This is a genomic window from Rufibacter latericius (assembly GCF_003721515.1).
GTDB lineage: Bacteria > Bacteroidota > Bacteroidia > Cytophagales > Hymenobacteraceae > Nibribacter > Nibribacter latericius.
The window spans coordinates 76153-97818 of the sequence record NZ_RJJD01000007.1 but is presented as its reverse complement, the minus strand read 5'-3'; the positions used below and the strand labels follow the sequence as shown (position 1 = coordinate 97818).

The window sequence follows — 21666 nt, the reverse complement described above, 5'->3', positions numbered from 1 at the left end:
GCTTAAATGGCTGCCTTTTTTGTGCCGTTTTCCTAAAAAGGAGCTTAAAACGGAGATGAAACGTTCTTGTCCTTTTCTTGGTTCTAATAATGTTAGCACTGTAGAAGTAACGTCCACTTTAATCCTAGCGCGTGTACGCCATTATAGATATAGAGACCACCGGAGGTCAGCCTGCCGAAGATCGGATTACGGAAATTGCGATTTTCATCCATGACGGCAACAAGGTGGTAGACCAGTTTCACAGCCTGATCAACCCCGGTCGGCCCATCCCTTTTTTCATTTCCCAACTCACTGGCATCACCGATGAGATGGTTCGCGATGCACCTAAGTTCCACGAAGTGGCCAAGCAGATTGTGCAGATCACCGAAGGTAACGTGTTTGTGGCCCATAATGTGCGCTTTGATTATTCCTTTGTGAAAAAGGAATTTGCAGACTTGGGCTTCACCTTTCAGCGGAAAACCCTGTGCACCGTGCGTTTGAGCCGGAAACTTATGCCGGGCCTTCCCTCCTACAGCTTAGGCAAACTCTGCAAGAGCATTGACATCCCGCTGCAGATGCGGCACCGGGCCATTGGAGACGCCGAGGCCACGACCATCCTTTTTGATCGTTTATTGAAAATCGATGAGAAAAAGGTAAACGACTCTCAGGACGATACAACGTTGGAGCCTTCGGCTATTTCTAAGGAAATCAAGACGTCGCTGTTGCCCCCAGCCATCACCAAAGACATGGTTGACGCGCTTCCTTTGGAAGCAGGCGTGTATTATTTCCATGATGAAACCGGCCAAATCATCTACGTTGGCAAAAGCAAAAGCATCCGGAAACGTATCATCCAGCACTTCAACATCGATTTTAAAAGCAAGAAGTCTATTGAATTCAAGAACCGCATCGCCAGCATCACCTATGAACGGACCGGCAGCGAACTGGTGGCATTGCTTTTTGAGTCTGATGAGATAAAGAAACGGAAGCCGTTTTACAACCGGGCTCAGCGCCGGAGCGTGTACCATTCAGGCATTTATTCCTATTATGACCAGGACGGATACCTGCGCCTCACCTTTCAGAAAGCTAAGACCGAAGTTCCGCCGCTCTTGACCATGTCCAACCAGTTTCAGGCCAAGAACTTCCTGTACAACCGGGTGGCCAAGTACAACCTGTGCCAGAAGATGTGCGACCTCTATAAATCTAACGGGCCGTGTTTTGACTACCAGGTGCACCAATGTAAAGGCGCCTGCGTGGGTAAAGAATCGCCGGAGGACTACAACCAGCGGGTCATTGAGTCTATTGACGCCTTCAAGTATGATTATGATACGTTTGTCATCATCGGGAAAGGACGCCAAGCAGATGAGAAATCGGTGGTGGTGGTGTACAACGGCCGTTATCTTGGATTTGGGTACTTTGATGAATCGTTCAGTGCCAGCTCGCTGGAAGACTTTAAAGGGGTGATCAAATACTACAATGATAACAAAGACACTCAGCAGATCATCAGGGGGTACATGCGCACCAAACACCAGGACAAGGTGATGGTGTTTTCAGAGAATTTGAATACTGCGCTTTAAGCCTGTTTTAAGCAAATCAGGCCTAAAACAGACCTTAATGCAAGCGGTGCCGCAACAGCCAGCCTGCTCCATTAAACTCCTGGGCTTTTGGGGTGTACTTCTCTTTCTTGATCATCTTATGGATAGGGTATTCGTTTCCGTCTTCTTCATCCATCAGCTTAATTTTCTGGCCTTTTAGTTGAAAAGAGGGGTCTAAAAGAAGTTTATCTGTTTCTTCGCCTCCGTACAGACGTACCTTAATCCTGGAGGTACCCTTTCCTTGCAGCACAAAGGTGTCTTCCTCCCCGAGGCCATAAATAGAGAGGCTTTTGGTTTGGTTGGGGTAAAATGTTTTCTGATGCAGCAGGTTCCTTTCTTGGTTTTCCTCAAATGCCCAATGCTGCACCATCAGGCTTCCGTCTTCCTGAAACTCTAACACAAACCTATCTTCTGCATCGGTGCCGGGCAGAAGCACGTCTTTGTTCAGTAATTTGTAAAAGGAAGCCGAGGCCGCGGGCAAATCTTCTCGTCGGGATTTCAGTTTCACCAGGAATTCTTCCCTGGATAGTTCTCTTATCTGGGAGGGCCATTGAGCCAGGGCTTGTTCTATTATCTCATCAGTGAGGCGCTGCTGCAATTCCTGGGCGGCTTTCAGAAATTCCTCTTTGGTGAGATACGCCAATAGATAGGCATCCATCTGGTAGGAGCTCTTGATCAAGCCTTTCACGTTTTTGCCCACTATGGTTTGGTCAAAACTTTGGTAATTCGGCTTGAAAACGCTCACCAGTTTAGTCAATACCCCGTCGTTAAATTTAAAGAAGGCGTGGTCACGGTCTCTGGGTATAGGAGAAAATTCGGTTGATGTTCCTTTCCTGGTAATCGTCCAGCGCCATTGGTCTTCCCGGCGGCTCCAGTCACTGAGCCACATGTCAAAAAGCCTGGAGGTGAGATACCGTTTAGCGTCTACCTGGTACATGGGGCTGGAAAGTAGAGATTCAAAGGCCTTTTTGGAGCTTACAATTTCCCTAGGTTTCCCAAAGCTTTCCAGATTTTTCCAGTTCCCGTCGGGGCGTTCTTCCAATAAGACCAACATGTGGGCGAAGTCCTTTCTGAATTCCCCCAGCGCCGGATCATCTGCCAAATACACCAACCGCGGATTGGTATGGTACACGTTTGCCGCCGAAGCCAATTTAGGAACGATAAAAGCCCCGTAAGGATGGATGACACTGGTTTGGTCCTTCATTAATTTAGCCACAAAGGTTTTCTGCAGACCTTTGGGCAAGGCTTTGGAGGGATCTTTGTCTACGGAGCGCAGCACATACTCCCGGCCAGCTTTATCTACCAACCGCAGGTTTTTGGTCTGAAAGCTCCCTCCTTCTTTTAAAGGGGTAACACCTCCCTTAAACTGGCTTATCCAGAGAACGGGTACTTCCACTGGCTCTGCCCACACCTTCCGGTAATGACTACCCCACCAAAACCGGTGGAATCCGGTTCTTAGATAATGTTTACCAGCCGATAACTTGATGGTGGAATCTGCCTTTTGAGGAAAAGCTTCCCTGGATAAAAGCAAAAGAAATGAAAGTACGCCAACCATAAAACTGCTTAAGGGGCTTGGTTTCTTTTGCTTATGAAAAAGTAGACGCATAGATGCGTATTTATACCTAAAAATCAGGTTCTATGTTTTGCGTCATCTGGGTACAAGGTGGAATTAGAGGGAGCAAAACTTTTCTGGTACACTTTCTGTATGGCAAAGAATCAATCTTCTTCTATGCGGAAACTACTGACCCTTTCTTGCTCCGTTCTTCTATTGAGTTACGGCTGCGCCCGAAAAGATTTCTTTCAATCCTCGGCCCTTGTAGGAAAAGTGGAGCAGGAAAAAAATGCAAAATGGGACTCGGCGGAGGTAGTAGCGGGAAAACATTACCAGCGGGGGTTTCTGCACAAGGTTTTCTGGGGAAAGCACTACCGGTCTGTGTGGGCCCAACCCGTGACCTTGCCCGTTTTTGATATTAACCGCATGCACGGGGGCCTTACGCCTGAAAAATTGGGCGGCGGTTTCCAAACCACCAGCCTCACCCTTCAGAACGAAGACGGAAGGCAATTTGCGCTTAGGTCGGTTGACAAAGACCCACAGGATATTTTACCCAAAGCGCTTCGGAAAACCTTTGTGTCTAACCTGATGCGGGACCAAACTTCGGCCGCCCACCCGTACGGGGCAGTGATCGTGGCCGGATTGGCCGCAGGTGCGCGAATTCCACACAGCCATCCGCGGTACATTTATGTGCCGAAAAACGAAGATGGCCTCGGAAAGAATTCTGAGGAGTTCCAGGACAAAGTGTTTCTGCTGGAAGAGAAATATGAAGGCAAGGAAGCCATTACCAGTTACCTTGGCAAGGCCAAAAACCTGGTAGACTCCAAAGATTTCCTGCAGAAGCGGTTCAACCAGCACGGCCACCTCCCCGATCAACTCTCCTTTGCCAAAGCCCGCCTGTTTGATGTTTTCATTGGTGACTGGGACCGGCATGAAGGCCAGTGGCAATGGGCCGTTTATGACACCAGCAACGTCACCACTTACACCCCCGTGCCCAAAGACCGAGACCAGGCTTTCTTTAAATTTGACGACGGGTTAGTACCCTGGCTTTTCAGCCGAAAATGGGCGCCTCTAAGGAAAATGAAAACTTTTCATACGCGCATTTCTTCGCCAGAAGGGTACCTGCAGAATGCGCGCTTTATTGATGAACGCTGCCTGAATGAGGTTACCCTGGAGCAATGGCAACAGTTGGCAATTCAGCTTCAAGCTCAGTTAACTGACAAAGTGATTGCCTCTTCGGTGGAAACCCTGCCCACCCAGGCTTATGCCTTAACCGGAAAGGAAATCCAGGCCAAGCTCCTCTCCCGAAGAGACCAATTGCCCCAACTTGCCGAGGACCTTTACCGCCACCTTTCCCGCCATGTTTTGGTACCCGGGACAGACCGCAAGGAGAAGTTTATCGTGCAACGCCTGCCCAATGGCGACACCCGGGTGTTGGTGTCACAGTTGGCCGGTAATGACAAGGAAAGGCCACTACTCGTGTTTGACCGTATTTTCAAGAAAACGGACACAAAATCCATTGCGCTCCACGGCTTAGCCGACGAAGATGAGTTCATTCTCACCGGCAAAGGCAAACGCGGCATCAAAGTAGTTATCTATGGCGGAATGGGCGAAGACGAAGTAAAAGACGATTCGTTTGTTAAGGGTTGGGGCCGCAAAACCCGCGTGTATGACACCAAGCAAGGGGTTGAAGTAGAAAAAGGAAAGGAAACACGCCTCAAGAAATCCCGTGATGTCAAAGTACACGCCTTTGACCGGGAAGGACTATAATCTGAATGGTCAATGAGTTAATGAATTGAGAATAAGGAAGTCTTTGCGGATGAGGTGAAATTCAAATTAATCTTTTATAGAGAGTTAGACAATCTCTTAAAGTCTTCAAACCCCTCACATCACCAACTCTTTTACTTCCCGCTTCCACCAGGTATTGTCTCGGCCCTGGCAATCTTTAATGAACCCGTTTCTTTCCAGAATTTTCTCTGACGCGGTGTTGCCGTTTTCGGTTTCCGCGAGTACCGTGTTAATATCTGACCGTTGGGCGCACCAATGGAGCAGTCCTTCAATGGCTTCTGACATGATGCCTTGCTGCTGAAATTCTGGATACGTGCCATACCCAATCTCTACCTCGCCGTTTTCATCTGGGTCGCCTTTAAAGCAAAGGTCACCGGCTAGGGTTTGCTCACTTTTCAGTTCAATGGCCCATAAGGTGTAGAAAAAAAAATGCTCCGGGTGTTGAGGGATCAGCCGAAGGAAGTAGGTTTCCAGGGCATCGGCTAAATCAGGTTCAATGGCTTTTGGCGAATACCTGAGGCCAAGTTCCTTTTCCAGGGACCCGTCATTGAGGGCGTACAATTTCAGTTGCGCTTCGGTTAACGGCTGAATCTTAAGTCTTCGGGTTTCTATGTACATCTTCTCGGGCAGATTTACTACCGGAAATATATTCATAAAAACCTTTATTTTACATCTAACTTAATATCTTTCAGCATTTTAATCACAAATTCCTCGGTTCTGGAAAGATAAGGGTTCTCTTTGCGCTTCTTGGCATCGTGTTTCCGTAGGTAGTCAAAAAGTTTGTCTTGTTTGAACAGATTCACTACCTCGGGGTGGATGTAATATTTGTTGCACACGCTGGGGGTGTTGCCTAACTCACGGGCCACCATTTTGGCAGCCTCCTTCACCGATTTGTCTTTGGAAATATTTGGGTCTTCATTTAAAATCTCCTCAAGGCACTCTACCATGAGCACGGTTCCACCCCAGGTTCTAAAATCCTTCGCGGTGAAATCCTCGGTACTCAGGCTACGCAGGTACTCGTTCACGTCTCCTGATTCAATAGGCTGCCGGTTGCCTTCTTCATCATAGTATTGGAAAAGGTCATAGCCGGGTATATCCTGGCACTGTTTCACCAACCGGGCCAACCTTCGGTCTTTGATACTGATCTCGTGCTTCACCCCTTTCTTTCCCACAAAATCTAAGCGAAGGTGATCGCCTTCAATTTTCACGTGTCGGTCTCTGAGGGTGGTTAAACCATACGATTTGTTTGACTTGGCATATGCCCGGTTCCCGATCCTGATGAAGGAGTTGTCTAAAAGTTCTACTACAATGGCCAGGATCTTGCGCTTTTCCAGGTTCTTTAAACTAAGGTCTTTCTCCACCTGTTTCCTGATTTCGGGCAAGGCCTTACCAAATGCCATCATCCGCCCGAATTTGTTCAGGCTGCGCGCCTGCTGCCAATCTGGGTGATAGATGTACTGCTTGCGCCCTTTGTCATCACGGCCTGTGGCCTGTATGTGGCCGTTAGCCGAGGGACAAATCCAAACGTTGGTCCATGCCGGCGGAATCACCAATTTCTGGATGCGCTCCAATACCTTCTCATCGGTGATGGGTTCACCTTTGGCGTTTAGAAAGGTGGTTTTCTTTCCTTTCTGTTCCCGCGTGAGGCCGGGTTTGGTATCGGGAAAATAGCGCAAGCCTGCCTGCTGGGCAGAAGCGGCCACATCGGCATAAATCTCGTGCGCGGTTAATGGGTTTTCCATGGTTGGGGCGAAAAAGAAAGTCTTCCTCCTTTAACTTTTTAAAGCCATAAAAGTTGTAAAAGCCGTTTAGAAGCTGTTTTCAGGAAATCAGCCCTAAAATAACCTGTTTCAATACAGACCTGAAATCTAACCTTCTTGCTTGGTTTGTCATTTTCTGAAAGTTCACGTAAAACAGAAAGCAAAACAATTTACACCCATGACCGCACATGATAATCGGGTTAGCCCCGGCCCCAAAACGTTCCTGTTTTTGCTGATGCTATGCACGGCGCTCCTCACCAATTGCGGCGGAGACAAGAACGGCGACACTGTGTTCTTCCCCATCGAAAACGACCTTCAGTTAGGTCTTCAGGTTTCCCAGCAGGTAGATTCTGCCTACGGTAGCAAAGGCCAGTTGCTGGACCGGAACTCCCGCAACCCTAAGATAAGGGCCGCTTACCTGCACCTTGACAAAATAGTAGCACGCATTTTGGAATCTGGCGAAGTAAGCTACCGCGATGAATTCCCGTGGGATGTGAAGATCATCAATGACCCCAATATTCAGAATGCCTTTGCCACCCCGGGCGGACACATCTACGTTTTCACCGGCCTGATCCAGTACCTTGACTCTGAAGACGAACTTGCCGGAGTGCTGGGGCACGAAATAGCGCACGCAGACCAACGCCATTCCATTAAACAGCTTCAGAAGCAGTACGGCATCTCGGTTATTTCGCGCCTGATTCTGGGAAATGACTCCGGAAACCTGGAAAGGATTTTCACTCAAGTGGGTGGTCAGTTGGTGGGCCTTAAATTCAGCCGTGATTATGAGCGCGAGGCAGACGAGTTCTCAGTGAAATATTTGGGAGCGACTGATTTCTATGCCTGCGATGGTGCGGCTGGTTTTTTCCAGAAAATGCTGAACCTTGAGAAACGCGGCAATCCGCCGGAGTTTATCAGCACCCACCCCTCGCCGGGAAACCGGGTTCAGGAGATCCAGGCCCAGGCACGTCAGCAGGGTTGCCAAACCGCGGCAGCCTCTCAAACCGGGTATCAGGAATTTAAAAGGAATCTGGGTTTATAACTCCGTACATATACCTGGCGTAAAATCAGGTATCTCCACCAGAACACTTCCAGATGGAAAAGGATATAAAAAAAACCTTGGGCAAAATCATTGAGAACGCTGACGACCAGTTCGATTTTTTCATGCAGCGGGTCAGGAACCGTTTTGGCCTTTACAAACCCTTACAGATTGTGGCTTACCGAAGCTACGGAACCCTGAACAGGTTGTACCTGAAGGGACGCGTTTTAGCCAACAAGGGCATCACCTCGGCCGCCGACAATGACACGCTTTTAAAGAACTTGGTGAACATGTACCGCCGCTTTGAAAGCGATGAAGTGCGCGATGCGCAGTTGCGCGTGGTCTTCCAAAACCAGGAACACAACGTCATCACTGACAAAGAAGGATATTTCGTAATCAACCTGGAGCCAAAAACGCCTCTTCAGGTTGAGGACATCTGGCACCCTATGGAAGTGGAGTTGATCAAAGCCGATATTGAATCTTTTGAGCCAGGCATCAAAACCAAGGCCCACGTGCTGGTGCCCCCACCCGATGCTGAATACGGCATCATCTCAGACATTGACGACACTATTGTGCTTACCTCGGCTACTGATATCATCAAGATGTCGCAGCAAACGTTCATGAACAATGCCCGGACAAGGCTACCATTTGCGGGGGTCTCGGCGTTTTACCGGTCCCTTCAGTTAGGGCGCAACGGCAAACGCAACAACCCCTTCTTTTACGTGAGCAGTAGTCCCTGGAACATGTATGACCTGCTTCACGATTTCTTGGATATCAACGACATTCCGGCCGGCCCTCTGCTCCTTCGTGATTTCGGGCTGATGCAGAACAAATTCTTCGGGGCAGATCACATGAGCCATAAGTTCAAAGAAATCCAGAACATCCTGCTCACCTACCCGCACCTGAATTTCGTGCTCATCGGGGACAGCGGGCAACAGGATGCGCCCATCTACAAGGAAGTGATTAAACAGTTTCCGGGCCGTATCATCTGTGTGTACATCCGGGATGTGGAATTACCTGACCGGGCTCAAATGGTAACCACCATCTCAGAGGAGCTGAAAGGAACCGTAGAAATGCTGCTCGTAAAAGACACCGCCACCGCCGCCAAACACGCCGCGGACACTGGGCTTATCTACCATGAAGAAATTGAGAAAGTGGAAGAACAGAAAGCCATAGATAAGAGTGCCGCCCCCGGAACCCCCACCGAGCAGGCTCCTGCGCCTATCAGCAAGGACACCCGTAAAATTCAGTCCTGAGTCTAAAGTAGGTAGCCTCTTCAATATAAACAATTGCGGAGGAAGCCTTAAAAAGCCAATCTGTTTTCAAGCTGTTTTTATCAAAATGGCCTTCAAACGGGATGGCTTATTCATGCCAAAACGGATTGGTATCTTTAGAAAAGCTGGTAATTGGTTATCTTAAATTGTCACGAAGAACTGACCGATAGCGCAAGCGCCGTGAAGCAGAGTTAAGGGAATCTGTCTGGTCCAGGAAAGTGTACAGATTGTAATCCTCGAAGCCGTTCTTCCAAATATCACTGGTGCCGGTACCGTAAGGATTGTGAACACAGGAAGCGGATCCGTTGGGATGGATGTAGATCAGGCCCCAGTTGGCGGGAAGATCGTCTGCCTTTACCAGGTTAGCGGGAACGCAAAGAAACCGGAACCTCCCCATTCCTTTTTCGGGAACTTGCCAAATCTCTTTGTGGATGCTCTGCAAGAAATACGGGCGCGAAACGTCCACTTTAATAGCGATGCTCTTCCCAAAGGAACCCACGCCAATGACATCCGGATACAGTTCTGAATGCTGCTTACTCACGAAATCCTTAAAGGCTATGGCACAACCAGCTTCTTTCAGAACCCATTTATAAACAATCTCAACTAAGTCTGTATGCGTCACGAAGGGTACTCAAATAGGTTATTTCTACTTATTTGAAGGGTAAATAACAGAATTCTTTTCGAAAATGCTGCAAATTCTTTTATCTCTGCTTCTCCTTGTATAGACCAGAAAGCCCTGAAACCTTTGATAAACAAAGCCAAGCCACAAAATTGCACCTTGTTTTTAAACCCATGTTTTTCCTTCCCTTTTCTCAAAACAGGAGTAAAACGAAAGCATAGGCAACCTAAAAATTGGCTGGTGAAGGTTTTAGTGGTTCTCTATTGCAGCCACTTTTTAATGTAGGTGCTGCCTCCCAACCGGTTCATGTTCCGGACGATGTTCCGGCGGCGTCTTAGCGTGTACCCCGAGGGTTTTGCCGCCGAGTACCGGATGGGGTTTGGCAGGACAGCGGCCAACAAGGCGGCTTGCTGTCTTCCCACGTCTTTAGGGGCACATTTGAAGTATTTCCGGCTGGCGGCATGCACCCCAAACACATGGTCGCCCATCTCCGCGATGTTCAGGTACACTTCCATGATGCGTTCCTTGCCCCACAGCAGCTCTATCATGAAGGTAAAGTACATTTCAACCCCTTTTCTCAGGTAACTTCTGCCATGCCACAGGAAAACGTTCTTTGCCACCTGTTGGCTGATGGTGCTTCCCCCTATGGTTTTCTTACTGGACATGTTCCGCTGGAAGGCCTGTTTGATTGCTTTAAAGTCAAAGCCGTTGTGGGTGATGAACAGTTGGTCTTCGGCGGCAATCACGGCCAGAGGTAAATTCACCGACATGTCCTCTAACTCCACAAACTGGTGCTGCACCTGGTCTATCTTCTGGGTTTTAGGTGAGGGCTCAGACCGTTTCAAGAGCATGTGCAGCGTAGCCGGCGGATCTAACCACCGGTAAACCAGCACCCAAAGCACCGTTACCAGGAAAAGGGTAATGCACAGCTTTAGGAAAAGCCACCGGGCATCTGCCCACGTAAAAGGAACCGAAATCTGCTGTTTCGCCATAAAAGAACCTACGCTGCCTGCACTTTAAAAACTACGTGAAAGACAAAAATACAGAAATAGTGGCAGCATGAAGAAAGCCTTTTTATATTAGAAGCTCTTACCTACCGCTTTACCCCCAATTATGAGCAGATTTTTACCCCTTTTCCCGTTGAACATAGTGGTCTTTCCGGGGGAGAAACTCAACCTGCATATTTTTGAACCCCGTTACCGGCAGCTCATCATGGAGTGCCAGACCAATGATACCACCTTTGGCATTCCGGTGTACCTGGAGAAAGGACTTGGCGAATACGGGACCGAAATCAAGATCCTGAGCCTTGAGAAAAAATACCTGGGCGGGGAAATGGACATCAAAACCAAAGGGCTGAGTATCTTCAAGATAAAAGAATTCCAGCGACAGGTGCCGGGCAGGCTTTATTCGGGCGGAGAGATAGAGGACTTGCCCCTCATCCAGGATGAAAAACCCTACCAACGGCTTCAGATCGTGGACTTACTGAAACAGCTGTACGGAGCCTTGGGCATCCAGTCGCTCATGCTCAACCTGCGGGATAACTTTCAGTCCTATGATGTGGCGCACCACCTTGGCTTTTCTATTGAGCAGGAGTATGAACTGTTGCAGTGCGCCCGCGAAAGCGAACGGATGGAAATCATCCTGAATCACCTTACCCGCATTTTGCCGGTGGTCTTGGAAACAGAGCGCCTAAAGGAACGGGTGAAACTCAACGGCCATTTCAAACACCTTATTCCGCCCAACTTTTAGTTCTCCTTAAGAGTATTAAGAAAAGCGATTAAGGCGTATACCTTTCACAATGCTCTACACCATAGCCCTTCTTGTTCTTCTGGCGCTTACTATCTGGTTTACCTGGGCCTACCTGCGGGAACGCAAATACCGGAAAAAACCATTTTACTCTTTGTCTGAAATAGGATGGCGTACCACTTCTCCGCCGCCGCTTGACCAAAGAACCCATTCCATTGCCATGGTAGGTGATATTGGAAAGAACGGCTCCGTAGAAGATGATCCGCTGATGCAAGCTGTTCAATCCTGGATAAATGAGGCGGGGGAAAACAGTACCATTCTTTTACTGGGAGACAACGTCTACCCTACAGGCCTTCCTCCGGTTGAAAGTTTCAGACACCCGGCTGCCATTCAGAAACTGGACTACCAGCTTTCACTTTTCCAGAACTACCGGGGCAAGGTCATTTACCTGAGCGGAAACCATGACTGGAACAAGGGACGACAAGACGGTTATTCTTTTGTATTGCGGCAGGAAAAGTACATCATTGAAAAACTGCAGGACAATAACGCCTACCTACCCCGTGGAGGAACTTTGGGCCCTGTGACATGGGAAATCAATGACCAGCTTCTGATACTGGTAATCAATACGCAGTGGTGGGTGCAGGCAGGCTTTAAACCCCTTGAGAAGAAACCTGGTGAAGCTTACCGTATCTCTCGTGATTTTTACCCGGCCTTACAGGCTTTGCTGGAAGAGAACAAACATCGCTTCATTGTACTGGCCGCTCATCATCCGTTGTACAGCAATGCCCTGCACGGCGGTAAGTTCACAGTAAAACAGCACCTGTTTCCGCTTACGTTTATTAACAAGAGAGCATTGATTCCGTTGCCTTTGGCAGGTTCCCTCTTCAGGTTATACCGCAAATACATGGGCATGCACGAGGACATGTCTTATCCGCCTTACCGAAAGTTCAGACGAAGGCTGCTCCGGATTCTGCACCAGTACAACTCCATTTTTTACGTGGCGGGCCATGACCACAACCTGCAATATTTTCAGGTTAAAGGAAACCATTATGCGGTGAGCGGCTCAGGAAGTAAAACCAATTTTGTGGCTAAAGGAGGCAAGGCTTCATTTGCGCACGAAAACAAAGGGTTTATGGTTTTAGACCAGTACAAAGACGGCACCATCTGGCTGCGCGTGATTGAACCTGCCCTCACCCTGGGCGAGGAGCCAATACTCGCTTTTCAAAAGTGTATCTACCCGGCCCCAGTGGCTCCTACTCTTCGGGCAGAGGCAAAATAACTTTAAGGCTTTTGTGCTGCACGGTAAATTCAATTTGGTTGCCTAGATCCTCGGGCTCTCCGTCAATCTGCGACATTTCCCCGGAATGGTTGATGATAGTGGCGGCGCTGCAACTGAAGCGGTGAGTATAAACGGAGTCATCAATTGTGTCTGTATACAATCGATACAGAATTCCCAGGCTTGAAGCTTTGGGGAAAGGCTCCAAAATGCAAATCTCGAAGTTCCCGTCATTAATTACGCCCGTTGGATTGATAGCGGCATTACTTCCGAAGGCGCGGGCATTGGTCACAGTGATCATGAATGCCTCACCCTCGAATATGGTTTTCCCCTCGGCCATGATGGTGTATTTCTTGGGTTCGTAGCCCATGAATTCCTGCATGGCAATCCAGGCGTAAGCTCCAGGACCACGGGTATCTCCGTTACAGAATCGATTCACCACCAAAGCATTGAAGCCCATATCGCAGATATGAATGGAAAGTAATCCGTTTACATCCAAGGTGTCAATGGAGAGTTTTTGATGGGCTACCAACAACTGCAAGGCTTCGTCAAAGTTCTGCGGAATACCCAAATCCTTTGATAGTCCGTTCCCTGAGCCTTGCGGGATAATGGCCAGCGCCACGTCTGTTTTCACCACCGACTTCGCTACCAGGCTGACCGTTCCATCTCCCCCCACGGCACATACTATCTCCGGATCATAGGCTTTGATTTTTCCTTTCAACTTTTCCTCATCCTTTTCCCCGGTGGTCTTGAACAATTCTGCCGGGAACTCATGCTGCCGGCAAAAAGTCATCAGGTCTTCAATCAACTCCTCCTTGTCAATATCACCAGATATTGGATTCACCACGAAAAGTATCTTAGCCATAATTTCTACTACCGTAAAGATTTTTGATAAAGCCGTTTAACGGCTCTTTTCTGGAAAGTACGCTTAAAATAGGAATTATTTACTGGACCAATCCCCGGGGTAAGCCATTGGGGAAATTCTCGGCAATGGCTTGTTCAATCCGGGCAACCCTGTTCTCAGGATTGGGATGGGTCTGGAAGAACTCTGACCCTCCCCTGCTCCCTCCTTCTGAAAGAACTTCCATCACCCCAATCATGGCTCTTGGGTCATACCCTGCCTGAGCGGTAAAGGAAACTGATAAAAAATCAGACTCCAATTCATCGTCCCGGCCATATTTAAGATCCAACAGTTTCCCGATCATGGCGGCCGCAGCGGCGGCACTGGCACTGGATGGATTCTGCGGGTCGAAGGTAGCTACGGCAGCGGCACCGGTGAGACCTTGGGTAAACCTGCTTTTGGCAATCTGCTCCGCTGAGTGGCGGGCCACCACGTGGCCAATTTCATGTCCTAAAACACCTGCTACCTGGCCTTCGGTCTTCAACCTGGAAAGCAGCCCGGCGGTAATAAACACCTGACCACCCGGTAAGGCGAAAGCATTGATGGTGCTTTCATCGGCGAGTAGGTGGAAATCAAATTGGTACGGGGTCTCCCTGGCTTTGGTGCTTTGCACTATCCGTTGGCCTATCTCTTTTACCTTGGCAGCGGCCTGCTGATCTTGGTGAAGGCCGCCATATTGCTGGGCCATTTCTGGGGCCGCCTGTAACCCTAAGGCTATTTCCTGGTCAGCGCTCATGTTCACGTGTTGGGTCTCGCCGGTCACCGGATTATACTCCCGGTTACACCAATAGGTAAGAAAGGAAAAGGCCGCAATCAGCAAGCCAATCACCAACCGTATAGAACCTCTCATATTTGCAGTTTTCTTAGTCCTTTGTTTCTATTCTCTCTTGATGCCTTATTCGAACTACAAAGAGAGTATGTGTGAAATAACGGCAATGCTGGTACTTGGTTGCGAGAACTACGTAGGGGTTCAGGAGATTAATCCGCTTGATATAGGTAGATTACTATATCAATTTTGATTGTACATACGTAAGAATGCCTGTAGCGCCAATGGGCGTTTTTTTCACTTAGAATAAACTGAAATGAATCTAAAAAGAACTTTCGGCGCTATTTTAACAATCCTAGGGATTGTGGGCGTCATTTGGGGGGCTTACGCCTTTTTGGCCCATGGTGATTCCATGAACCAGATTTCCTCTTTGGTTCCGTTTGTGGTAGGACTGATCTTCTTCTTTACCGGAATCAGTCTCATCAAAGGCACCAAGGATACTGCCTGATCAAACCCAATCAATAACGCATAAAAAGCAGAAGCCGACCTTTTCAGGTCGGCTTCTGCTTTTTATGGAAAAGTTAATCTCTGATTTCTTATTTGCTCAACAATTTTGCCTGCTTCGCCAGGATTTCGGTCTCAAAACGCTTAATGGCAGAATCTGTATCGAGGAAGGCTGAAGTGTAGTTGGCAGAAGGCCCATCGATGTACAGGCAGGTTCCGCCTTTGATCAACTGCACTACCTCTGTGGTGATCTCTTTAGGTAAAGCGGGGCAACCGTGGCTGCGACCTAATCGGCCATGTTGCTTTACAAAAGACTCACTTACATAATCAGCTCCGTGTACCACTACGGCGCGGCTTTTAGCATTGGTATTGAAGCCCCGGTCTAAACCGTTCAGCTTAAGCGATAAACCATGCTTGCCTATGTAGGTGTTCTCAGTGACATAAAAACCAAGGCTGCTCATGTGTGAGTTTACCACGTTTGAGAATTTCACGGCTTTTTCATTTCCAGAACCCATACCGTGGGCTACAAGGCTGTGGTATAATACTTTCTTTTTATTCAGGTCAACAATCCACAAACGCTTTTCAGTGCTGGGTTTGTTGAAATCAATTACTGTTAGAAGATCTTTGGTGCGGCTTAATTTGTTCTTCTCTTTCAGGTTATAAAAACCTGTAGCGGCTCTTTTGAAAACATCAAAGTCTAATCCTTTTTTTCTAAGGTCCGCCTCATCATAAAGGTTCTCCAGGAAGTCGTCAAAGGCTGCTCTGCTAGAGGCAACAACAACTTCAGAAGCGGCCGCAGTAGAACCGTTGCTGGTAGCGGTAGCACTGTTGGCAGGAGAAATAAAAGTGAGTATGGAGAAGAAAGAGAAAGCCGAAATTATTTTGTTCATGCTGTTTTTCTTAGCGTGTGACATCGTTATAACCCAGTTACTGTCTACTTTTGTTCCAAGTTTAGCAAAATAAGCCCAAATAGACTACAAAAACAGATGGTTAAAAATGGGTTTATGACACAATTTCAAAACATTATGAAGATACTAACTTCCGCAAAACAATATAGAATTTACTTCTTGTTTTTCTATTTCTTAGCTGTCTTTCTCTGCTCCTGCACTTCACCGGTGAGCGACTTTGATTTCGATTCCAAAACCTGGAAAAACGACTTAAATGGCTGTAAAGGAGATCGGGTGAACTTAAGAGAGCAGATTGAATCAATCAGGCTTAAACTAGGTGGTTTACACGAGAGTGACATAAGGAAGTTGCTGGGTAAGCCAGATGCACAGCAGTTACTGGAAAACAGCCAGGAAATCTATATTTACTACATCACCTCCGGACCAAAATGCACTTCTGCGGCCAGCCAGCAAAGCAAGGAGAAAGAAGCCCTCACCGTTCGGATGGATGCCCTAGGCAACGTTCGGGAGGCGAATATCTTCAAGGAATAACTCCTGCCTAAAAAAAGAAAGCCATTCTCCTCTAGGGGAGAACGGCTTTCCAGGCAAGCGTCAAATCTTAGTTTTTGACTTTCTTTTTCGTTGTTTCTGTTTTAATCTTCACCTTATCGTTCTCCACTTTAGATTTACCTTCTGGAGTGATGATCTTAGTTTCTGATGGGGAAGATTTATACTTAACGGCATCTGTTTTCAGTTTCTCAGAGTTGCCTTTCACTTTCATCTCGCCGCTGGCAGACTCGGCTTTCATCTTGTTGTCTTCCAGCTTCACTTTATCTGAACCGCTTTCCATTTTCACTTTATCGTCCTTCACCTTAATTTCGGTGTTGGCAGATCCTGTTGTGGTGGTTCCGGTTGTGGTAGAAGCATCAGTAGCCGTTCCGGTAGTTAACGTGGTAGAACCTCCTGAGGTATTGGTGCTGGAAGCTTCTGTTCCTGTTGTGGAAGGAGAAGTAGCTACTGCGCGGCCATCCATTTCAAGATAAGCGGTAAATTGCTTTGGAGTTAGAATTTGAGCGAACTCCTGATCCAATTGCTCGTTTACTTCTTTGATTTTGGCATCGCGCATTTGCGCATCGGTAGCATACATTTTCTCAATCTCGCTGAACTTGTCAAATCTTGCTTGGTTCAGGGCTTTCAATTTAACGTACTGGCCTTCGTTTAACTCCAGTTCATTGTACATTTGGCGGCTCATTTCTTGGGCGCTCATAGAAAGAACGGCACGGGAAGCGGCGGCAGTACCCGTTAAATTTGTTTGAGCTTGGGCTGAATAAACGGCTCCGATAAAAAGGGCTGATAGTAATAATTTTTTCATGGTGTTGTTGACGCTTTAGGTAGATTTAGATCAAATTTCTTCGTGTTATTATATATGTCCTTTAACGCATCAAAAACCATCATAGTTATAGGAAATTTAATATTTTGTTATTGCACTTAACTCATATTCACAAATTGAACTACCAAAACAATTGTCTTTGCAAGAAGCTATTATATATAGCTAATAACGCATATTTAAACCATATTTCGCATTTTCCAGCTTCTATTCTCTCAAAACAGCGTTTAAAGGTATAATCTTCAATAGTGTTTTACCTGTTTTTACATTCATTGTTTCTACAAACATCTTTTCTTGAATTCCCTAAATAGTATACTTTATTTATCTCAAAGATTTTTTCCATAAAAAAAGCCCGACTATCAAATAGCCGGGCTTAAGGTTTAAATGGAATATTCCGTATCAGGAGGTGAGTTTATGGTCTGGTTTCTTGAAAAACTGCATGGCAATGTACCCTACAAAGGCCCCGATTACCACACCCATCAGAATCCAGGTGATGGCCAAAAGCCAAATGGCTTGTTCGTTGCCATATGATTCATCTGCCATGTAAGGATAAGACAAAGCCAGGTTGAAGACTTTATCAATAACTACCTGGAAAATGGTAAACAGCACAGATGCTACCAGGCCCACGAAAAAACCTACGCCAATTCCTTCTAAATACCCAATCTTACCTGCTTTCCCTATTTTATGCCGGCGAATGGCCATGCAAATTCCAATGACCAGGATAATACCGGTTAAGAAATGAAGTGATACATTTTCTAGGAGGCCCAGCAACCTTAGCAAGACCATATAAATGATTGCGGCAATGCCCGTCATAATTCCAAAATAGGTACCCGTTTTCTGTACCGTTGTCCTACGTTGTTCCATTTTAGTTTTATTTTGTTTTAAGTTCAGTTTAAGAGAGAACAGGTTCTCAGGGCCTACCTTTAAAAAGTAGATATGATTAATTATATACTTGATTCCGGGAAGAGGTGTTGTGCTAATGCTGTATTTTTTACGTTGGCCTGCCTCTTTGTAACACCTGAAAGCCATTCTTGTTTTCGCTGAACTGATTTAAGGCTTTGATTGTCTGTAATCTAGGGCAAGGAACCCCAAAAGCGGTTTTGAGCGACAGGTAAGGCGCTTTTCAGTTCTTTTGGTAACTTCGCCCCAGAAACTCTATTATATAGAAAGAAAAAGCATGATCAGTACTAGCAACGTTAGTCTTGGCTACGGCAAACGAACCCTTTTTGAAGATGTCACCATCAAGTTCTCTCCCGGCAACTGTTACGGTCTTATTGGGGCCAACGGAGCGGGTAAGTCAACTTTCCTTAAAATATTATCTGGGGAGATAGACCCCAACACCGGTACCGTTGATATTCCCGCTAAAATGCGCCTGGCGGTTCTTAAACAGAACCACTATGAGTATGATGAGTTTCCGGTCCTTCAGACTGTGATCATGGGCCACAAACGCCTGTGGGACATCATGAATGAGAAAGACGCCATCTACGCCAAAGAAGACTTCACCGAGGAAGACGGCATGCGTGCCTCTGAACTGGAAGCCGAGTTCGCTGACATGGAAGGCTGGAACGCTGAGTACGAAGCCGGTGAATTGCTGAGCGGTTTGGGTATTCAACCAGACATGCACTATACTTTGATGAAAGATCTTGGTGGTAATGAGAAAATCCGTGTCTTATTGGCGCAGGCGTTGTTTGGTAACCCAGACATTCTGCTCCTGGATGAGCCTACCAACCACCTGGACGCTGAGTCCATCATGTGGCTGGAGAACTTCCTTGACAATTTCCAGAACACCGTTATTGTGGTTTCCCACGACCGCCACTTCCTGGATGCCGTGTGTACCCACGTGGCAGACATTGATTACGGCAAGATTCAGCTATACGCCGGTAACTACTCATTCTGGTATGAATCAAGCCAACTTGCCTCAAAACAACGCACCGACGCTAACCGCAAAACCGAAGATAAGCGTAAGGAATTACAGGCGTTTATCGCCCGTTTTAGCGCAAACGCCTCTAAATCAAAGCAGGCAACCTCGCGGGCTAAATTGTTGGAGAAGCTGACGCTGGAAGATATTAAACCATCTAGCCGTCGGTACCCTTACATCCAGTTCAAGCAGGAACGTGAAGCTGGTAACCAGTTGTTGCAGGTAGATAACCTGACAAAAAGCGGCGAAGACGGTCTTCTGTTCAAGGATGTTACCTTCACCGTTGACAAGAAAGACAAAATCGCCCTTATCAGCCGGAATGACCTGGCGGCGACTACCTTCTTCAAGATTATCATGGGAGAAGCCACGCCAGACAAAGGCGAATATAAGTGGGGAACTACCATCAGCACCGCTTACTTCCCTAAAGACAATAACGAGTTCTTTGACACTGACCTTAACCTGGTAGATTGGCTTCGTCAGTTCTCCGTGGAGAAAGACGAAAGCTTCATCCGTGGATTTTTGGGCCGGATGCTTTTCTCCGGCGAGGAGTCACTGAAGAAAGCTAGGGTATTATCAGGAGGGGAGAAAGTACGCTGTATGCTGTCCCGCATGATGTTGCAGAGCGGTAACATGCTGGTACTGGATGAACCCACCAACCACTTGGATCTGGAATCCATCACCGCTTTGAACAACGGCCTGAAAGATTTCCAAGGCTCCCTCCTGTTCAGCTCCCATGACTTGCAGTTCGTGAACACCATTGCCGACCGCATCATTGAAATCACCCCTAGCGGAATCATTGACAAACGGATGAGCTATGAAGAGTACCTCACCAACGAAGACATTAAAGCCTTGCGCGCTCAGATGTACGGGGTAAACTCCCTGGTGTAATCCTGATTCAGGGCTGGTTTTCCAGAAATAAGCTTAAAACAAAAAGGGCGACCCATTTGGGCCGCCCCTTCTGTTTTTGGTATAGTCTACACTTTACCCGCGTATCAATCTTAGTAAAACAGCCACAATGGCAATCACCAACAATACGTGGATGATCCCGCCAACCTGATCGCCGAATCCTAAGAACCCGATGAGCCATACAATTACAAGCACTACCGCAATGATGTACAGTAAGTTTCCCATAATTCTATTTTAAACTGTTTTCACAAAGTGACAGTGCTACCTTATGCGGAGCAGTAACGTTAGGCCCTGCGTATCAGGCGAAGCAACACGGCGATCACCGCGATTACTAACAGAACGTGAATAATGCCACCTACTTGATCTCCGAATCCTAAGAAGCCGATCAGCCAGATAATTACCAGCACTACTGCGATGATATACAATAGATTTCCCATAGTTTTAGTTGTGTTTGGTTTTGGTTAGTTGTTTTAAGAAAGCAATACAACTTGCGTTCCTATATTGATTTTTCTGCTTGTACGCAAGAATATTTGAAAAGATTTATATAGGTTTTTAAAAACATTTAAATCGTTCAACTTCTGCATTTTAATTTTTCAAAGGATGATTGGTTGATGCTTCCCTCCTTTTCGGGAAACCTTGCGCCCCTTTGGAAATATCATAGCTTTGTACCTTTATCGTACGAACTAACGCTCATTCACTAATTTTCCCTCTATATGAACATAGCCGTCATCGGATCAGGCACTATGGGCAACGGCATCGCCCACGTTTTCGCCCAGAACTCCTTCTCCGTTTCCCTGATTGATATTTCCCAGGATTCCCTCACCAAAGCACTGGCCACCATCTCCAAAAACCTGGACCGAATGGTCAGTAAAGGGATCGTGACCGAGGAGCAGAAAAGTGAGACCCTTCAGCGCATCACCACGTTCACCAGCCTGCAGGAAGGCGTAAAGAACGCTGACTTAGTAGTAGAAGCCGCCACCGAAAAAGTAGACATCAAACTGGACCTTTTCCGCCAGCTGGAGAGTTTCACCAAGCCTTCCTGTATCCTGGCCAGCAATACCTCCTCTATTTCTATCACCAAAATTGCCTCGGTAACCCAGCGTCCCGACAAAGTGATTGGCATGCACTTCATGAATCCGGTGCCGGTGATGAAACTGGTGGAAGTAATCAGAGGCTATTCCACCAGCGATGAGGTGACGAACCAAATACTTGACCTTTCCCGACAACTCGGAAAAATCCCCGCTGAGGCAAATGACTACCCTGGCTTTGTGGCCAACCGCATTCTTATGCCCATGATCAATGAAGCCATTTATTCTTTGTTTGAAGGAGTGGCCGGAGTAGAGGAAATTGACACCATTATGAAGCTGGGCATGGCGCACCCCATGGGCCCCCTTCAACTCGCCGACTTCATTGGCCTAGACGTTTGTTTGTCTATCCTGCGGGTGCTGCATGACGGTTTCGGAAACCCCAAATATGCACCATGCCCACTGCTGGTGAATATGGTACAGGCAGGGCATAAAGGGGTGAAAAGCGGCCAGGGCTTCTACAGCTATACCCATGGCACCAAAGACCTTGTAGTAGCAGACACTTTCAAGAAGCGATAAACTACTAAATAACCAAAAAGGGTTATTTCCTGATATTACATTTAATGGGGAGCTTGAGCCAGCTTAAATAAAAACCTTCTGTATGGGTTCGTTCAGGTTGACCTAAATCGAGATGCTCACCATCATGAACAATTAGGAGTTGATGATAAAACAGAAGGGACCAGTAAATGCTGG

22 protein-coding genes are annotated in these 21666 nt (G+C 47.2%); 10 read left to right on the top strand and 12 right to left on the bottom strand.

The genetic code is table 11. The features are described from left to right. The first annotated feature begins 131 nt into the window (after positions 1–131). Complete coding sequence (locus EFB08_RS11960; RefSeq protein ID WP_123127203.1) at positions 132–1553, top strand: exonuclease domain-containing protein; 1422 nt, start codon at positions 132–134, stop codon at positions 1551–1553. Positions 1554–1587: 34 nt separating this feature from the next. Here EFB08_RS11960 and EFB08_RS11955 read toward each other — a convergent pair whose 3' ends face one another. Further along, positions 1588–2877: a hypothetical protein gene (locus EFB08_RS11955; RefSeq protein ID WP_125077723.1), complete on the bottom strand. Its 1290-nt coding sequence runs from the start codon at positions 2875–2877 to the stop codon at positions 1588–1590. A 399-nt stretch (positions 2878–3276) separates the two neighbouring features. Between EFB08_RS11955 and EFB08_RS11950 the strand changes: the two genes are divergently transcribed. Continuing rightward, positions 3277–4893, top strand: coding sequence for a hypothetical protein (locus tag EFB08_RS11950; protein WP_227006315.1), 1617 nt, complete (start codon positions 3277–3279; stop codon positions 4891–4893). 114 nt (positions 4894–5007) lie between these two features. Here the strand turns inward: EFB08_RS11950 and EFB08_RS11945 are convergent, their stop codons facing one another. Continuing rightward, positions 5008–5565 carry a GNAT family N-acetyltransferase gene (locus tag EFB08_RS11945; protein ID WP_123127201.1) on the bottom strand — a complete coding sequence of 186 codons (558 nt, stop codon included), beginning with the start codon at positions 5563–5565 and terminating at the stop codon, positions 5008–5010. A gap of 8 nt (positions 5566–5573) precedes the next feature. After that, positions 5574–6653 (bottom strand): DNA topoisomerase IB, encoded by a 1080-nt coding sequence (locus tag EFB08_RS11940; RefSeq protein ID WP_123127200.1) that lies wholly within the window; start codon positions 6651–6653, stop codon positions 5574–5576. A gap of 196 nt (positions 6654–6849) precedes the next feature. On the opposite strand from EFB08_RS11940, the gene EFB08_RS11935 reads away from it, so the two are divergent. Continuing rightward, complete coding sequence (locus EFB08_RS11935) at positions 6850–7710, top strand: M48 family metalloprotease (protein WP_227006314.1); 861 nt, start codon at positions 6850–6852, stop codon at positions 7708–7710. A 53-nt stretch (positions 7711–7763) separates the two neighbouring features. After that, positions 7764–8963, top strand: a complete 1200-nt coding sequence (locus EFB08_RS11930; RefSeq protein WP_123127199.1) for an App1 family protein — start codon at positions 7764–7766, stop codon at positions 8961–8963. Between the two features lie 154 nt (positions 8964–9117). On the opposite strand, the gene EFB08_RS11925 is transcribed toward EFB08_RS11930, so the two are convergent. Both EFB08_RS11925 and mtgA read right to left on the bottom strand, forming a co-directional pair. Then, entirely contained in the window at positions 9118–9522 is a 405-nt protein-coding gene (locus EFB08_RS11925) for a hypothetical protein (protein WP_165864874.1), read from the bottom strand. A 338-nt stretch (positions 9523–9860) separates the two neighbouring features. After that, entirely contained in the window at positions 9861–10592 is a 732-nt protein-coding gene (mtgA, locus tag EFB08_RS11920; RefSeq protein WP_123127197.1) for a monofunctional biosynthetic peptidoglycan transglycosylase, read from the bottom strand. Positions 10593–10713: 121 nt separating this feature from the next. Between mtgA and EFB08_RS11915 the strand changes: the two genes are divergently transcribed. Next, the gene (locus EFB08_RS11915) at positions 10714–11349 is read left to right on the top strand and encodes an LON peptidase substrate-binding domain-containing protein (protein WP_123127196.1); all 636 of its coding nucleotides are present in this window, start codon (positions 10714–10716) and stop codon (positions 11347–11349) included. Between the two features lie 49 nt (positions 11350–11398). Then, positions 11399–12625, top strand: coding sequence for a metallophosphoesterase family protein (locus EFB08_RS11910; RefSeq protein ID WP_123127195.1), 1227 nt, complete (start codon positions 11399–11401; stop codon positions 12623–12625). Here EFB08_RS11910 and EFB08_RS11905 read toward each other — a convergent pair. Further along, positions 12600–13487: a diacylglycerol/lipid kinase family protein gene (locus EFB08_RS11905; RefSeq protein WP_123127194.1), complete on the bottom strand. Its 888-nt coding sequence runs from the start codon at positions 13485–13487 to the stop codon at positions 12600–12602. The two genes, EFB08_RS11910 and EFB08_RS11905, sit on opposite strands and share 26 nt — an antisense overlap. Before the next feature lie 79 nt (positions 13488–13566). Next, complete coding sequence (locus EFB08_RS11900; protein WP_123127193.1) at positions 13567–14373, bottom strand: M48 family metalloprotease; 807 nt, start codon at positions 14371–14373, stop codon at positions 13567–13569. Positions 14374–14605: 232 nt separating this feature from the next. Between EFB08_RS11900 and EFB08_RS11895 the strand changes: the two genes are divergently transcribed. Next, a complete protein-coding gene (locus EFB08_RS11895; RefSeq protein WP_123127192.1) occupies positions 14606–14797 on the top strand; it encodes a hypothetical protein in 192 nt (63 codons plus the stop codon). An 88-nt stretch (positions 14798–14885) separates the two neighbouring features. Here EFB08_RS11895 and EFB08_RS11890 read toward each other — a convergent pair whose 3' ends face one another. Continuing rightward, a complete protein-coding gene (locus EFB08_RS11890) occupies positions 14886–15683 on the bottom strand; it encodes a murein L,D-transpeptidase catalytic domain family protein (RefSeq protein ID WP_165864873.1) in 798 nt (265 codons plus the stop codon). A gap of 135 nt (positions 15684–15818) precedes the next feature. On the opposite strand from EFB08_RS11890, the gene EFB08_RS11885 reads away from it, so the two are divergent. Continuing rightward, the gene (locus EFB08_RS11885; RefSeq protein ID WP_125077722.1) at positions 15819–16229 is read left to right on the top strand and encodes a hypothetical protein; all 411 of its coding nucleotides are present in this window, start codon (positions 15819–15821) and stop codon (positions 16227–16229) included. A gap of 67 nt (positions 16230–16296) precedes the next feature. On the opposite strand, the gene EFB08_RS11880 is transcribed toward EFB08_RS11885, so the two are convergent. Together EFB08_RS11880 and EFB08_RS11875 are read right to left on the bottom strand one after the other, a co-directional pair. Beyond that, positions 16297–17049 carry a hypothetical protein gene (locus EFB08_RS11880; RefSeq protein WP_125077721.1) on the bottom strand — a complete coding sequence of 251 codons (753 nt, stop codon included), beginning with the start codon at positions 17047–17049 and terminating at the stop codon, positions 16297–16299. Positions 17050–17463: 414 nt separating this feature from the next. Next, positions 17464–17928 carry a DUF4199 domain-containing protein gene (locus tag EFB08_RS11875; protein ID WP_165864872.1) on the bottom strand — a complete coding sequence of 155 codons (465 nt, stop codon included), beginning with the start codon at positions 17926–17928 and terminating at the stop codon, positions 17464–17466. A gap of 313 nt (positions 17929–18241) precedes the next feature. Here EFB08_RS11875 and EFB08_RS11870 point away from each other — a divergent pair, with 313 nt between their 5' ends. After that, positions 18242–19870 (top strand): ABC-F family ATP-binding cassette domain-containing protein, encoded by a 1629-nt coding sequence (locus EFB08_RS11870; RefSeq protein ID WP_123127187.1) that lies wholly within the window; start codon positions 18242–18244, stop codon positions 19868–19870. Positions 19871–19963: 93 nt separating this feature from the next. Here the strand turns inward: EFB08_RS11870 and EFB08_RS11865 are convergent, their stop codons facing one another. Continuing rightward, positions 19964–20113 carry a lmo0937 family membrane protein gene (locus tag EFB08_RS11865; protein ID WP_123127186.1) on the bottom strand — a complete coding sequence of 50 codons (150 nt, stop codon included), beginning with the start codon at positions 20111–20113 and terminating at the stop codon, positions 19964–19966. A gap of 59 nt (positions 20114–20172) precedes the next feature. Next, positions 20173–20325: a lmo0937 family membrane protein gene (locus tag EFB08_RS11860; protein WP_123127185.1), complete on the bottom strand. Its 153-nt coding sequence runs from the start codon at positions 20323–20325 to the stop codon at positions 20173–20175. 276 nt (positions 20326–20601) lie between these two features. On the opposite strand from EFB08_RS11860, the gene EFB08_RS11855 reads away from it, so the two are divergent. Continuing rightward, complete coding sequence (locus tag EFB08_RS11855) at positions 20602–21492, top strand: 3-hydroxyacyl-CoA dehydrogenase family protein (RefSeq protein WP_123127184.1); 891 nt, start codon at positions 20602–20604, stop codon at positions 21490–21492. Positions 21493–21666 lie beyond the last annotated feature (174 nt).